Raw genomic sequence first — 13,362 nt, 5'->3', positions numbered from 1 at the left:
CTCATTATTCCTGCCAACTGGCTAGGTGTTGGACAAACTCATCCAGCGAACTAATCTGCTCTCCTTCATCTCCCTGTAAAGTCTGTGTCGGACGGCACACCACAATACAGGGAATATTAAGCGCCAGACAGGGAGCGACTTTCTGTTGATATCCCCCTTCGGCCCCAGACTCTTTTGTGATCACCACATCAGGGTGACAAAATTCATACACTGCATGATTGAATTCAGCCGTAAATGGCCCCCGCAACGCGATAATATGATCGACCCCCAATCCTAACGCTTCACACTGAATCAACACCTCGGCAGTCGGCAATACCCGTACCAACAACGTTTTTCCCGGTAGTAAACGCTGATACAGCTCCAGTTGCTTACTGCCGGTGGTGAGCAAGATCCGTTGTCCTAACGTCCGGGCAACGTCGCAAGCCGCCTCTATACTATTCACTTTGTGCAACAGTGGATGGTTCAGTAAGTCAATCTCACTGGGACGCTGATAACGAGTAAGCCGCAGTGACAAACGACGACAAGCTGTAATCACGTTGTGGCTTAATGCATTTGCGTAAGGATGAGAAGCATCAATCACCCAACGTACCTTATGCCGATCAAAGTAATCCACCATCGCCTCGGCATCCATTCGCCCTACCACCACGTCTCCCTGAATATCACCCGCCAGTTGCTTCCCTGCATCAGTAGCAACAGAGAGACGATAACGCGCTCCTGCTGCGTCTAATGCCCGGCAAATCAGCCGGGCGTCACTGGTACCGCCGAAAACATGGATAGCCGGATGGCTCATAATTCATACCCCCGTGGCGTGATCATCAATCCATCACGGCAGTAGGTCGTTTGATTACCCACAATCACCAAACTGGTCATATCCACCGGAGAGAAATCCATCTCGCCAAATGTAGTGATCCATTTATCCTGTTTTTTACGTCCAGCGGCTTTTACTACGCCAACCGGCGTCTGTGCCGCTTTCCACGGCCGCATAAGTTCAAATGCTTTGGCAAGATGTCCTTCCCGGCCACGACTACGTGGGTTGTAGAAACAAATAACAAAATCGGCTTGCGCGGCGGCAATAATACGTTTCTCAATCATCGGCCACGGCGTTAGCAGATCACTTAAACTGATATGACAAAAATCATGCATCAACGGCGCGCCCAACAACGACGCCGCAGCAATACTGGCGGTGATCCCGGCGACCAACCTGACTTCAAGATCACACTGTTGCTGGCAAACCAATTCCAGCACTAACCCGGCCATGCCATAGATTCCCGCATCACCGCTGCTGATCAACGCGACTTTACGGCCGGACAACGCCAGATCGATCGCCTTCTGGCAGCGTTCAATCTCCTTGCACATACCGGTCTTAATCACTTCTTTATCCATCGTCAGATACTTAACTAAATGGGTGTAGGTTTTATAGCCGACAATAATTTCAGCTTCGCGGATCGCCTCAATGGCCTCCTGCGTCATCATGGATTCATTGCCTGGCCCAATGCCGATTACTGTTAACATGATTGTGATACCCCCAAAGTGATAGTGACGCCCTGCTGACGCAAGGTCCGACCAACCAATTTTCCTTCGCTCATCAACCAGGCGACAGGTTGTGAAACACTGCCAACCCCCACTGTCTGGCGTACAAAATCGGAAGCAGGAAAACGTTGCTCATGAAGACTTAATTCATTAACACTGAACAACTCAAACGGTACACGCCAACGCTGTGCAAGCTGATTTAGCGCTGGTTCATCTTTTTTAATGACAACACTGCCGATGGCACGCAGCGCCATCAGATCGAAATGGTTTTCCGCCATCTGTTGCTGCAATAGCTCAATCACGGTTTGCAATGGCGTATCTCGGCGACAACCAATCCCGGCGACAACCCGTTTCGGCACCAGTTTGTAAACCGGTAGAGATAATTCCGGCAACGAATCTCGCAATGTGACGCACACCAACGCATCTAGCGCTGGCAACGCTTCCAGACACGCTACCGGGACAAAACCTCGGGTATCACACTGCTCGCGTTCACTAAGTAGTGGCTCCTCCCACCACAGCCCCACTTTTTGACCACTGACCAGCATTTGATTTATCACCTTCACCACGTGGCGAAAATCCTGCATATCGGCATCTAATTGGACGGCAAGGGTGTCTAACGCTGCCATCCCATTAACATCCGTGGCGGTTGTAATCACCGGATCAGCGCCTAACAACTCAGCCAAATGGTGAGTCAACGCGTTAGCCCCACCCACATGACCGGATAACAGGCTAATAACATGCTGACCACCTTCATCAATCACCACCACGGCGGGATCATGCATTTTGTCGTTTATGAGTGGCGCCAGCATGCGTACCGTGATGCCAAGCGCCGCCACTACCACCAACGCCGAATAGCATTTAAATGCTTCACGCAACGTGTCGCCAAAGCTGCCGTTAAAAGGCATAAACCCCGGCTCCAATAACTTTTCGCTGGTAAAACAGGTCAGAGGAAGATGCGTTTTCAACCGACGTACCAATCTGACCCCTCCCGGCGTCAGACAGAACACCGCAATTGATTCATGCCCGGCGATATTCATGGCTAAACCCCGCATCATAAAGCTTGGAATAGTGGTACTCCTCTCCCAAAAAAGCACCAACCAGAATCAAAGCGGTTTTACGAATACCCGCTGCCTGTACCTTTTCAGCGATATCGGCCAACGTACCGCGCACAATTAGGCTTTCAGCCCAAGTCGCTTTGTATATCACCGCAACCGGCGTAGTCGCCGGATAGCCGCCAGCTTGAAGACGCGCAGCCACATGCCTCATCTTCTGTACAGAAAGATAAATCGCCATTGAAGTTTGATGAGCAGCGAAGGATTCCAACTGTTCGAGCGGCGGCACCGGTGTACGCCCTTCAATTCGAGTAATGATCAAGCTTTGCGCTACTTCCGGTACGGTATACTCCACCCCTAATTGCGCGGCTGCCCCAAGGAAGGCGCTGACACCCGGGATTGAGACAAAATCTATGCCCGCCTCGGTCAAAGCTTCCCCTTGTTCGCGTATGGAACCGTACAGCGAGAGATCGCCGGTTTGCAGCCGCACTACCAGTTTACCCGCACGTACACCATCAACCATCAGTGCAACAATCTGTTCCAACGTCAGACCGGCGCTGTCATGACACTCAGCTTCTGGCGGGCAATAATCCAACAATTCGGTATTAATCAGTGAACCGGCATAAATCACCACCTGCGCCTGTTGCAGCAAACGGTAGCCTTTCAAGGTGATCAACTCCTTATCACCCGGTCCGGCCCCGACAAACCACACTTTTCGGGGATCAAAATATTCAGACATCGATCTTCTCCTTGTAACAGGAAATCAGATAAGTCGGATTATTCGGTTTGAAATAGTGACCACTACCAAGGGATGCCAGAGTAGAAGCTTGTAACTGGATGCACTCCAAATCACTGATCTGACAGGTCCGCAAATGTTCCAGCGCATCATTCAGGTTATTCAACAAAATAAAAGTCAATACCAAGCGGCCGCCGGGGTACATGTGATCCAGCGCCCAATCAATCAAGGCGGTCAATTGTCCGCCGCTGCCGCCAATAAATACGGCATCTGCCATTACATCCAATGCTAACGGGGCTTCTCCTGCAATGATCTCCACATTATGACAACCTAGTCGTTGACGATTCTCCTCAATCAAGGCCAATGCCGCCGGGTTGCGTTCAATGGCAGTGACGGTCAGCGCCGGAAATCGTAATGCCGCCTCCAATGCCACACTGCCCGTACCCGCTCCCACATCAATCAATTGGCTGGCATCACTGAGTTCCAGCCGCTCCAGCGCCAACGCACGCACCGGTTCTTTGGTCATTGGCACTTTCTGTCCGCGTAAAAATTCATCATCTCTCATTTAGGATCACCACCACATTCATGTCATAGTCAGTCGCCACCGCTTCCGGCCGCAGACGGTGAATACGCTCATTAGGTAAAGAGAGGTTTTCACCAATAATCAATGTACGGTTCAAGCCACGTTCAATAATGGCCTCCGCAATTGCCCGCGGACCGACGCGCCCATCAGTTACCATGCCTACTTTGTCGTGTTGCAAAAGCCAGCCAAAATCCGGGGTACGCCCGTGACTGCTGGTTAGATAGATATTGTTCATATCCAGCGCAGCTTTAGCGCATAGATATTGAATTGAACTGATACCCGGAATGATGCGCAGATCCTCTGCGGTAAAATATTCCGACAATAATTTGCCAATGCCATATAACAACGGGTCACCGGACGCTAATACCACAATCTGGCGTGTACTGTTGTTCTGTAGCCAAACCAGCAAGCTGGCAAGATCAGCATCCAGTACACGTGTTTCGTGGGTGACACCGCTAAATATCTCCAGGTGGCGTCTACCGCCGACCAATACCTCTGCCTCAGTGATATAGTGCTGTGCCTGCGATATCAGATACGCAGTATCGCCGGGACCAATTCCTACTACGGTGATCATCGCATTGCCTCCAAAATGTCATTCAATGGACGACTGGCGCCAAGTATCTGATTATCAAAAGAGAACATGATGGCATCACAGCACGGTGGATTAACGGCAAAACGCAACATTTCACGCATTCGTTCACAAATACGTTCGGCAATCCGGTCATAAACCGCCTGCAAACCATGTTCTGCAATCAGTTCCATCGCCGCTTCCGTGGTATCGCAATGACTCACCTCTAACAGCAGTGCCTGCGACGCCCCCATCAGTGCCAGATAAGCAATCAACGTTTCCATGCGGCCGTCAGCAATATGACTGTGGGTATGAAAAATGCCGGCGGCCACTTTCACCAGTTTGCCGGGATGCCCCACCAACATGATATGGCGGAACCCAAGCCGTACCGCTTCCTGCAACATGTAACCAACGAAGTTACTCATGGTTACCACTAGCTGACCATCAAGCCCCAACTGTTCACGCACAAAACGCTCACCATGATTGCCCGGCACCAGAATGACCTTTTCAGCACCCGCCGAACGTTTCATTTCCAGTTCTAACGCCAATGAACGTTTCCAACTCTCTTCCGACATTGGCGTGACGATGCCGGTAGTACCAATGATGGAAATACCGCCCAGTATCCCCAATCGCCCGTTGTAAGTTTTCTTTGCCCGCTCTTCACCCTCCGGTGCGAAAATTTCCACCTCCGCGCCCCGTAGAGGACCGATAGCCTCCCGTACTGCGGCCTCAATGGTTTGACGCGGTGTACGATTAATCGCAGCGCTGCCTACCGGCAATCCCACCCCTTTGCGGGTAACCGTGCCAACACCTTCCCCGCCTCGCAGATGGATCTCACCGTGGTCACACAAGGTGACACGGGCAAAAATCAACATGCCGTGAGTAGCATCCACATCGTCGCCACCATCTTTACGGATAGCGGCGGTCGCCTGCTGGCCTTCAATTAATGGCTGTTCAACGTTAAGGCGTAATGTCACACCAGAAGGCGTCACAATAGAAACATGATCGATAACTTGCTGACGCAGCACCATTAATGCGGCAACCTTGGCGGCCGCGGTAGCACAGGAACCGGTGGTGTAACCTTTGCGATACTGCTTACCGTTATGCCAGATGCTGTCTAGTTGCGTGGCGTCACTCATAGCGCCTCCCGTAATCGATACAGAATGGCATTGATAATCGCCGCCGCGATATTACTTCCCCCTTTACGACCTGCGGCGGCGATACAAGGCAGTTCACTTTGCATCAAAGCCGCTTTCGATTCCGCCGCGCCAACAAAGCCAACAGGCACTCCAACCACCGCCAATGGTGAAGCCTGCCTTTCCAGCAAGCGGAACAAAGCCGTTGGAGCGTTACCAAACACGAAGATTTTGTCACCCTCTTCCGCTAATGCGACGTCCACCGCAGCCATAGAACGCGTGATGCTCTGCGCTTTCGCCATCGCTACGACACGCGGATCACTGATATAACAGCGGCATTCACACCCCATCTGATGTAACAGTGCTTTGTTGATACCAGACTGAGCCATTGTCGTATCGGTATACAAAGTGCATCCCCGACTTAATGCCTCTGTAATGCAGGCCAGCACACCCGGCGAGAACCATAAAATATCCAACCAGTCAAAATCTGCGGTGGTGTGGATCACCCGTTTAATTACCGCTTCTTGCATCTCATCAACAAAATGGTAATCGGGGCGTTCACTGGCAATAATATCGCCAATGATTGCAAAGCTATTCTGTTCAATTTGCTGAGGTTTCTGAAGGTAGTTCATATTGTTGCCCTTTTCTAAGCCATTCCGACCAACAGTAAACGCAACAGCGCAAACAACAGTAAGGCCAGTTGCGAAGCTATCATCATCAAATGGATACTGCGCGGGATATCCGTCAGCGCGATTTTACGGCGTTCATCGCCAATCCAAGGTTTATCTACTCGTTCACCAAAATAACAATTCGGCCCACCAAGACGGATACCCAACGCTCCCGCCACCGTCGCTTCCGGCCAGCCACAGTTAGGACTGGTATGTTGATAACGATCACGCCAGCCAATACGCAGCGCCTGTCGAAAATCAAGCCGGATGAACCAAGCCGCCGCACTCAATAACAGCCAACTCAACCGCGCCGGTAACCAATTCGCCAGATCATCCATGCGAGCGGAAACATACCCAATCGCGCGGTATTCCTGAGTTTTGTATCCCACCATTGAATCGAGGGTGTTAACTGCTTTATAAGCCATTGCCAACGGCGCACCGCCAATCATCAGGAAAAACAGTGGAGCAATAACCCCATCAACGCTGTTTTCCGCCACCGTCTCCACCACGGCGCGGGTGATTTGCGGTGCATCCAGTTGAGAAGTATCGCGCCCGACAATCCATGACAATTGCTGGCGACTCTCATCCAACGAACCCTGTTGTAATACGCTATGTACCTCTAGCGCAGCGTCACTCAGACAACGGCCAGCCAACAGGGTATAAATCATCCACACTTCGACCAGCCAACCGACCCAAGGATGAATGGAGTTCATCAGCCACAAGCATCCCCAACTCACCAACCAAGTCAGCCCAACAACCACTATCCATAGCCCTGCTCCACCAACTTTCAATGCACGTTCACTGTGACAACAACGCCGAACCGCCTGTTGCACCAATGAGATCAGCTTACCAATCCAACGCACCGGATGAGGCCAATGCGGCGGATCGCCTAACCAGCTATCGAGCAAGAAAGCAGCAAACCAGGCAGCAAGCGTCACAATAGCCTCCTTGCAGACTTCAACCAGCGATCAAGCAAACTAGGACGCTGAGCAAAATGGATATGAAGATAACTGGCTAGCGTCTGCTGTACCTGATAACCTCCGGCCCATTGCTGTATTGCCATCCCGTCACGCCATTTAGTACAGTCAAAAACTGAGGGTACTGAGCTGATAAAATCAGAATAATGAAACTCGTGGCCCCGTAAAATCTCACCTTCTGCGGCCAGCAAAGTGTCAAAACGGGCCTGTGCCTGACAGTAACCAAAGCGCATCAACCGCGTTCCCATATGACTTTCTCCCGGCAAAATACCAGCCATCTGGTGGCTCTTCCCCTCTCCGTCGGTCAAAGATTTGCCAAGGTACATCAGGCCGCCGCATTCAGCATAAATGGGAACCTGACGATAATGAGCATCCTGTAAGGCTTCCCGCATGGCGCTATTGGCGGCCAGCTTAGCGGCATATATTTCTGGATAACCACCACCGAGATAAATCATCTGACAATCGGGTAAACGGCGATCATGCAGTGGACTAAAACGGTGAATACGCACCCCTGCCCGCTCCAACATCTCCAGATTATCTGGGTAATAAAAGTTAAAGGCTTCATCATCTGCCAACGCTAACGTCAAGCCATCAGCTAATGCGGGATCAGGCAATGATGGCGTCTCACCTTCAGGTAAAACAGGGTAGTCACAAAGCGCCAACAGACGATCAAGATTGATATGCGCCTCCACCTGTTGCGCCAGCCGCTGCCAGCGAGCATCATTGTCAACCTGCTCTTGAGCAGGAATAAGACCAAGATGACGAGACGGTAACGACACATCCTTCATTACAGGCAAGCGCCCTAGCACTGGAACGCCACAATAATGTTCAATCGCATGACGAATAAGTTCGAAATGATTTTCAGAATTGACGCGGTTAACAATGACGCCTGCAATCGTTAAAGAGGGATCAAAACGACAAAAACCCAGAACAGTTGCGGCAACAGAAGTCGATACTGCCTTGCCGTCCACCAACAAAATCACCGGGCATCCCAACTGCTTAGCCATTGCAGCGCTACTGCAATAGTTGGGATCAATACCATAACCATCATACAGCCCCATCACACCTTCAATGACCGCTACATCAGCATGACGCATATGCTGATTATAAAGACCATTAAGCGTCGCTGTTGACAGCATAAATGCATCAAGATTACGAGATGCTACGCCACACACCGCGCTGTGCCAGCCGCTGTCCAGATAATCCGGCCCCACCTTAAACGGCTGGACAGTCAACCCTCGCAACATCAATGCCCGCAAAATGCCAAGGGTAACTGTAGTTTTACCACAACCACTACCGGTACCTGCGATAACAAATGCCTTCCTGCCTGACCATTGCATAAAAAATTCCCGATATGTCGATCGGAAAATGAGCGCCAATAAGACGTGCCAATGCTGCGCACACCACTCGGATGACAACTCGCTTCCCACCGAAGGAGTTAATGTCTCGTGCCTGTCAGGTCGGTCTTCTGGCTTAGCGTCACCCTTCCCCGCCACCTTCCCAGTCTTTCCGACCAGTGGTATCAGCGGAGTTGTCAGCATCACAGCAGCGGGGGCTGCGGAGGATTTTCACCTCCTTCCCAACCACACTATTAAAGTGCGGTATTAACCCAACGGCGATTTATACCCGTCATCTTTCAAGTTGCCTCTTTGTTGGCTGCACTCACTCATCCCGGTCACATAGTTCGCTATGCTCCCGGGGATTCGCTCCCTTGCCGTCGCGATGCATCTTGAAATCCATAGGGTTTATTTATTTTTAACGTGGCCTACTTTTCAAGTTATTAAACCATTAGATAACTAATGATATATATTCACTTTTACCATAATAACCTTATTAAATTCGTTGAATTTAAATGCAGGTCAAATATATTTCCCCATACCAATAAAGCGGTTAATTTTATTATTTTCGGCGATAAACTTATGCGATTTATAACAAAAATCACCGTCAATCTGGTGATAAAGATAGTAGCAAAACTACAACAGATTAATCGTTGATCATAATCAACTATCTATTCATATAATATAAGATTATGATGTTGTTTATCGTAAAATCGCTGCTTACACCATCAGTATAACTAAATCATAATGAGAGCTCTCCATGTTATTAGATACCTCTGTACCCCGCATTATTGGCGCCTGTTTTTATTACTCACCGAAATCAGAACAAATCCGCCCGCTAATTCCATTATTTGTCGATATTGATAAATTATTTCCTTGGTCAAATAACCGCAAAATAGAAAATCTGACCAAAAAACTCGCTACCTTCTCGGCCGAATCTCTACAATATGACTACTCCATCTTGTTCGAAGGACAAGGTGTTATGCCAGCGCCACCTTGGGGATCGGTTTATCTGGACAGAGAAAACTCGCTATCCGGTGAAAGCACGCTGGCTTACCGGGAATTTCTGGCAAAACAGAATATCGTCATGTCCAGTGAACAACGGGAACCCGAAGATCAATTCGGTCTAATGCTGCTGGCCTTAGTTTATATTTTGGAACAAGGGCATAAACCTGCCGCACGTATACTGTTAGAACAGCACTTATTACCGTGGGCCTACCGTTATCTGGAATTGGTTCAGACAACTAAGCTGGAAAATGATTTTTATTCCATTTTAGCGACTATTACTATTGACTATTTAAAAACCTTGCAAACTGAATTGAAACTCATTCCGGCAAGACCAGAATTATTTCGCTAACACTTTTATTATTCCACAACAAATGCTCCGGGTAATAAATTTAGTAACAACGAATAAATATACATTCTCCCGGAGTTTAACTCTCATCTAATCAATTCATCCTTTATAACAACGAATTTATACCAGAAAAACCTTTATAGCCAGTTCTTGTTCCATTGAACGTTATAGCCCTATTGCAGTATATAAAACTATTTATCTGATTTTTATGTTACTTATTATTGGCTATGGATAACAGGCACCCAATGGAATGATTTTATGCGCTAAAAAAGCTGTCTATTAATTCATAAATTAATAAACATTAAATACTCATATAGAGGATTTATTGAAGCTTTAAAAACATTTCTTCAATTGAATGTCTGTTTCCATTACATGGAAAGATTAAAAATGTAAACAACATGAGGTAAAAACATGAGAAAAACCTTTTTAGCTACACTTATTACAGGGATTATGTCAACAAGCTGTTTCGTACAAGCACTTCCCGAAAATAAAAGCGAGCATATGGCTGATCTGCAAGACAATACCAGCAACGAAGCTCCGCTATTAAAATCTACCGATCCGGGCGCTGAGCGATTTAAACATGTGGGAAAACTAAGCGGTCGTGGTCTATGTACCGCGACACTTATTGCCGGTTCAGAAACCCCTGATGCCAATCAACAAGCCCTTATTCTTTCCGCAGGCCATTGTTTTGACTCTTCATTAGATACTAATGAAGTCGTGATTGATCAACCAGTAGGCCCCGGTTGGACATACACACCAAATTACTTTATTGACTTAATCAATAAACACCAACCTGTTAGCGTTGATAGGGTTTTATACGCAACCATGAAAGGCGGCGACCTTGCAGTTTTCAGACTTAAAGCAACTTATGGTGAGTTAGCGAATCGCGGAATACTGCCGGTGACTTTATACAAAGATTATAAACCATCAGTAAGTCAGCCGATTGAACTTGCCCACATTCCGGCCAATGGCATAGCGGGTGATAAACGCTATCTACGCTATTCAGCTTGTTCCATTACTGGAAAAACTCCTCTCGTGTATGAAGGTACATGGGTTTGGTCTCCGGCCGTTTCTGTTGATTGCGCCGGTGTTGCAGGAGGAACTTCTGGTTCACCGGTTATATTGAAAGATAACCCCCAGATAATTGGTGTATTAAATACCACCGTCGATCGAAATTACACGGGTTGTGGCGTTAATCGGCCTTGTGAGTTGGTTAAGGATAAAGGTTTTTCACGTGAAGGTGACAGTTATTATATTCCTGTTGATAAAATTGCACGTGCATTTACTCCTGATGGAAAACTGGATTTAAGTAAATTTGATGATGGCAAAGGGATCACTATTAATGCTGGCGGCCCACTAATTACTAAGAGCACAGTTAACAACAAGCCTGCCACCTGGAATTTACATCTTGAAGAGCAAGGTTTTGATAATATTCGCTATAAAGGAGGACTTGCGAGTAATATTGATTGTTCAGATCCTGAAGGATACAGCAAACCTATTCCAGTCACTACACAACCACTGGATAAACTTACCGTTCCTTCCAAAGAAGGGATTTACGCTATGTGCGTCATTGGACAACATTCTGCAAATAAAAACTGGCAGAGTACGTCTAACGCATCAATAAAATTACGTGAAATTGATGATACACCTCCAACAATAAAACCAACAACAAGATTAGTTTTTGAAACAGAGGATAGTTGGATTGTTGATCCTACTTTTAACCCCTATGAAATTGTTGACTTACGTGTAAAATCAGGTCCATTAAAATCCACAAAATGCGACGATGACACAGGTTACTCTATTTATAGAAGAATCCCAATTTCTCTTAAAAAGAAAGACTCCCCAGTACGCTTTTGTGTATATGGCTTAGATCAAGCGGGTAATAAAACTCCAATATCTGTTAGTGATTTTAAAGTTAAAAAATAAATTTTTAAAACTGGCCAGCATTTGCTGGCCCTCTTTATTTTCACTGACAAATATAAAATAAAATCAATTAAAACCTCTCCATTTTATTAAATTAGATGTGATAAACATCACCTGTAATTATATTAAAACAACAAAAATATAGATGATGTTTTTTATAATTAATGGAATTATTTTAAAGTTAAAAAAACCATTCGTTATTATTTACATAATAAATCACATCAGTGAAATATATATTCACCAATATTTCACTAGGTTACATCCCAACATATATTAGCAAATTAATTTTCTACAAAAACAACTCAACATATAAAAATATGAATTATACTTATAATTATCGTTACGATATCAATAACGTTCAACAACACTTGCTTAAGTGAAAATAAAATAATGCTAATGGGATGAGCTCTTAATATCCTATATAAGCTATCTGATGGGTGAAAATTGACTCACAAAAATCACCTAATGAAGTTCCGAATAATTTCATCAAAGGAGTTTATTAATATGATCACTTTGAAAGCTTTAATTGGTACAGCTATTGTGATTTTAACTTCGTCAACACAATTAGCCTTAGCTGCTGAGACAAGAGAAAACATTACCGATAAGGAGGTGACACTGGAAGTTTCAGAAGGTAAAATTTCCAATTTATCAGCCACATATGCACTACAAATTAAAAACTCATCAGCGACAAAGAGTATTACCCTTGTTACACAATCATCTAATTGCATGTATGATAGTGGGGACGAAAAAATACGTTTAGAAGCAGGTCAAACTTATCTTGGAAACTTGAAGGATAATAATAACTGGGCAGATGGATGTACAAATGCAACTAAAACTGTAGATTGGAATGTTAGTTATATTAATGTCGCCAATACAGACACAGAAAATTGTACACTAACATTCCGGCATGGCCGTGGTCATGCAAATTCAGATGGATCTGGCCCAGAATGGTATACATTAATTAAAGGATGTCCTGATATAGTTGAAAATGCTATCTGTGGAGGCCAGATTTGTTATAACAGCCAAGCCTACTGGGTAAGAAATCGAAGTGTAAATATAGAGTTTTCCGTTAAATAAATTTGGATGTGTTAGTTGCAACTTTATCCGAAATTGGGAGTTGCCTGTTAATGAGATGGTTACCAAGTCCTATACAAAATTACAGGCAACTCTCCAATTTATTCGTTATAACGAATCTCCAGAGTTAGAATACGCAAAGTAGAAAAAGATAACGACTGATACCGTTCATAATCAATGCGTTTCCACCATGATTGGGGAAGATGCGTATCTTGCCAATATATGTGATCTGTTCTGATCATTGATGGGTTGTTTTACATCCAATCTTTGCTCATAATTTCATCAATCACAATTCTATTTCCCATAATCGCCATTTTGGTCATTTATTAATACACAAATATAGCCAGTTTTTACCTTTTCCATCCCCATTTAATGCCCTGGTACACTGCTTCGACATAGGGTTACTGCTAGTTTATAAATTCTA

13 protein-coding genes and 1 riboswitch are annotated in these 13,362 nt (G+C 46.2%); of the genes, 3 read left to right on the top strand and 10 right to left on the bottom strand.

From position 1 onward, the window contains the following. Positions 1 to 4: 4 nt before the first annotated feature. Genes OO184_RS17940 through OO184_RS17895 form a run of 10 tightly spaced genes read right to left on the bottom strand, consistent with a single transcriptional unit; the run spans position 5 to position 8,590 of the window. Positions 5 to 790 (bottom strand): cobalt-precorrin-6A reductase, encoded by a 786-nt coding sequence (locus OO184_RS17940; RefSeq protein WP_265380348.1) that lies wholly within the window; start codon positions 788 to 790, stop codon positions 5 to 7. Next, positions 787 to 1,512 carry a precorrin-3B C(17)-methyltransferase gene (locus tag OO184_RS17935; RefSeq protein ID WP_265380347.1) on the bottom strand — a complete coding sequence of 242 codons (726 nt, stop codon included), beginning with the start codon at positions 1,510 to 1,512 and terminating at the stop codon, positions 787 to 789. The genes OO184_RS17940 and OO184_RS17935 overlap by 4 nt, the downstream gene beginning before the upstream one ends. After that, on the bottom strand, positions 1,506 to 2,567 hold the full coding sequence (gene cbiG / locus OO184_RS17930) for a cobalt-precorrin 5A hydrolase (protein ID WP_265380346.1): 1,062 nt from the start codon (positions 2,565 to 2,567) through the stop codon (positions 1,506 to 1,508). The genes OO184_RS17935 and cbiG overlap by 7 nt, the downstream gene beginning before the upstream one ends. Then, complete coding sequence (locus OO184_RS17925; RefSeq protein ID WP_265380345.1) at positions 2,548 to 3,321, bottom strand: cobalt-precorrin-4 methyltransferase; 774 nt, start codon at positions 3,319 to 3,321, stop codon at positions 2,548 to 2,550. Before OO184_RS17925 ends, cbiG begins: the two co-directional genes overlap by 20 nt. Next, on the bottom strand, positions 3,314 to 3,883 hold the full coding sequence (locus tag OO184_RS17920; protein ID WP_265380344.1) for a decarboxylating cobalt-precorrin-6B (C(15))-methyltransferase: 570 nt from the start codon (positions 3,881 to 3,883) through the stop codon (positions 3,314 to 3,316). Before OO184_RS17920 ends, OO184_RS17925 begins: the two co-directional genes overlap by 8 nt. After that, on the bottom strand, positions 3,873 to 4,475 hold the full coding sequence (locus OO184_RS17915; RefSeq protein ID WP_265380343.1) for a cobalt-precorrin-7 (C(5))-methyltransferase: 603 nt from the start codon (positions 4,473 to 4,475) through the stop codon (positions 3,873 to 3,875). Before OO184_RS17915 ends, OO184_RS17920 begins: the two co-directional genes overlap by 11 nt. Beyond that, positions 4,472 to 5,608 carry a cobalt-precorrin-5B (C(1))-methyltransferase CbiD gene (cbiD, locus tag OO184_RS17910; RefSeq protein ID WP_265380342.1) on the bottom strand — a complete coding sequence of 379 codons (1,137 nt, stop codon included), beginning with the start codon at positions 5,606 to 5,608 and terminating at the stop codon, positions 4,472 to 4,474. The genes OO184_RS17915 and cbiD overlap by 4 nt, the downstream gene beginning before the upstream one ends. Then, positions 5,605 to 6,237 carry a cobalt-precorrin-8 methylmutase gene (locus OO184_RS17905; protein ID WP_265380341.1) on the bottom strand — a complete coding sequence of 211 codons (633 nt, stop codon included), beginning with the start codon at positions 6,235 to 6,237 and terminating at the stop codon, positions 5,605 to 5,607. Before OO184_RS17905 ends, cbiD begins: the two co-directional genes overlap by 4 nt. A 14-nt stretch (positions 6,238 to 6,251) precedes the next feature. Then, positions 6,252 to 7,211 (bottom strand): adenosylcobinamide-phosphate synthase CbiB, encoded by a 960-nt coding sequence (gene cbiB / locus OO184_RS17900; protein ID WP_265380340.1) that lies wholly within the window; start codon positions 7,209 to 7,211, stop codon positions 6,252 to 6,254. Next, the gene (locus OO184_RS17895; protein ID WP_265380339.1) at positions 7,208 to 8,590 is read right to left on the bottom strand and encodes a cobyrinic acid a,c-diamide synthase CobB; all 1,383 of its coding nucleotides are present in this window, start codon (positions 8,588 to 8,590) and stop codon (positions 7,208 to 7,210) included. Before OO184_RS17895 ends, cbiB begins: the two co-directional genes overlap by 4 nt. A gap of 101 nt (positions 8,591 to 8,691) precedes the next feature. Continuing rightward, positions 8,692 to 8,878, bottom strand: a riboswitch (cobalamin riboswitch). Positions 8,879 to 9,347: 469 nt separating this feature from the next. Between OO184_RS17895 and dmsD the strand changes: the two genes are divergently transcribed. From dmsD to OO184_RS17880, 3 genes are all read left to right on the top strand, one after another. Then, the gene (gene dmsD, locus OO184_RS17890; RefSeq protein WP_265380338.1) at positions 9,348 to 9,944 is read left to right on the top strand and encodes a Tat proofreading chaperone DmsD; all 597 of its coding nucleotides are present in this window, start codon (positions 9,348 to 9,350) and stop codon (positions 9,942 to 9,944) included. 408 nt (positions 9,945 to 10,352) lie between these two features. Further along, positions 10,353 to 11,867, top strand: coding sequence for a trypsin-like serine peptidase (locus OO184_RS17885; RefSeq protein ID WP_265380337.1), 1,515 nt, complete (start codon positions 10,353 to 10,355; stop codon positions 11,865 to 11,867). 501 nt (positions 11,868 to 12,368) lie between these two features. Beyond that, complete coding sequence (locus OO184_RS17880; RefSeq protein ID WP_265380336.1) at positions 12,369 to 12,941, top strand: hypothetical protein; 573 nt, start codon at positions 12,369 to 12,371, stop codon at positions 12,939 to 12,941. Positions 12,942 to 13,362 lie beyond the last annotated feature (421 nt).

Origin of the sequence: Photorhabdus aballayi (genome assembly GCF_026153155.1) — a bacterium.
GTDB lineage: Bacteria > Pseudomonadota > Gammaproteobacteria > Enterobacterales > Enterobacteriaceae > Photorhabdus > Photorhabdus luminescens.
The sequence above is the reverse complement of the archived record's forward strand: the minus strand, read 5'-3'. Positions and strand labels throughout refer to the sequence as shown.

Bases quoted from the DNA above. Each gene is read 5' to 3' on its own strand.
- OO184_RS17920 (WP_265380344.1), bottom strand. From the start codon at position 3,883: ATGAGAGATGATGAATTTTTACGCGGACAGAAAGTGCCAATGACCAAA.
- OO184_RS17925 (WP_265380345.1), bottom strand. From the start codon at position 3,321: ATGTCTGAATATTTTGATCCCCGAAAAGTGTGGTTTGTCGGGGCCGGA.
- cbiD (WP_265380342.1), bottom strand. From the start codon at position 5,608: ATGAGTGACGCCACGCAACTAGACAGCATCTGGCATAACGGTAAGCAG.
- OO184_RS17880 (WP_265380336.1), top strand. From the start codon at position 12,369: ATGATCACTTTGAAAGCTTTAATTGGTACAGCTATTGTGATTTTAACT.
- OO184_RS17915 (WP_265380343.1), bottom strand. From the start codon at position 4,475: ATGATCACCGTAGTAGGAATTGGTCCCGGCGATACTGCGTATCTGATA.
- cbiG (WP_265380346.1), bottom strand. From the start codon at position 2,567: ATGAATATCGCCGGGCATGAATCAATTGCGGTGTTCTGTCTGACGCCG.
- OO184_RS17935 (WP_265380347.1), bottom strand. From the start codon at position 1,512: ATGTTAACAGTAATCGGCATTGGGCCAGGCAATGAATCCATGATGACG.
- OO184_RS17940 (WP_265380348.1), bottom strand. From the start codon at position 790: ATGAGCCATCCGGCTATCCATGTTTTCGGCGGTACCAGTGACGCCCGG.
- OO184_RS17895 (WP_265380339.1), bottom strand. From the start codon at position 8,590: ATGCAATGGTCAGGCAGGAAGGCATTTGTTATCGCAGGTACCGGTAGT.
- OO184_RS17905 (WP_265380341.1), bottom strand. From the start codon at position 6,237: ATGAACTACCTTCAGAAACCTCAGCAAATTGAACAGAATAGCTTTGCA.
- dmsD (WP_265380338.1), top strand. From the start codon at position 9,348: ATGTTATTAGATACCTCTGTACCCCGCATTATTGGCGCCTGTTTTTAT.
- OO184_RS17885 (WP_265380337.1), top strand. From the start codon at position 10,353: ATGAGAAAAACCTTTTTAGCTACACTTATTACAGGGATTATGTCAACA.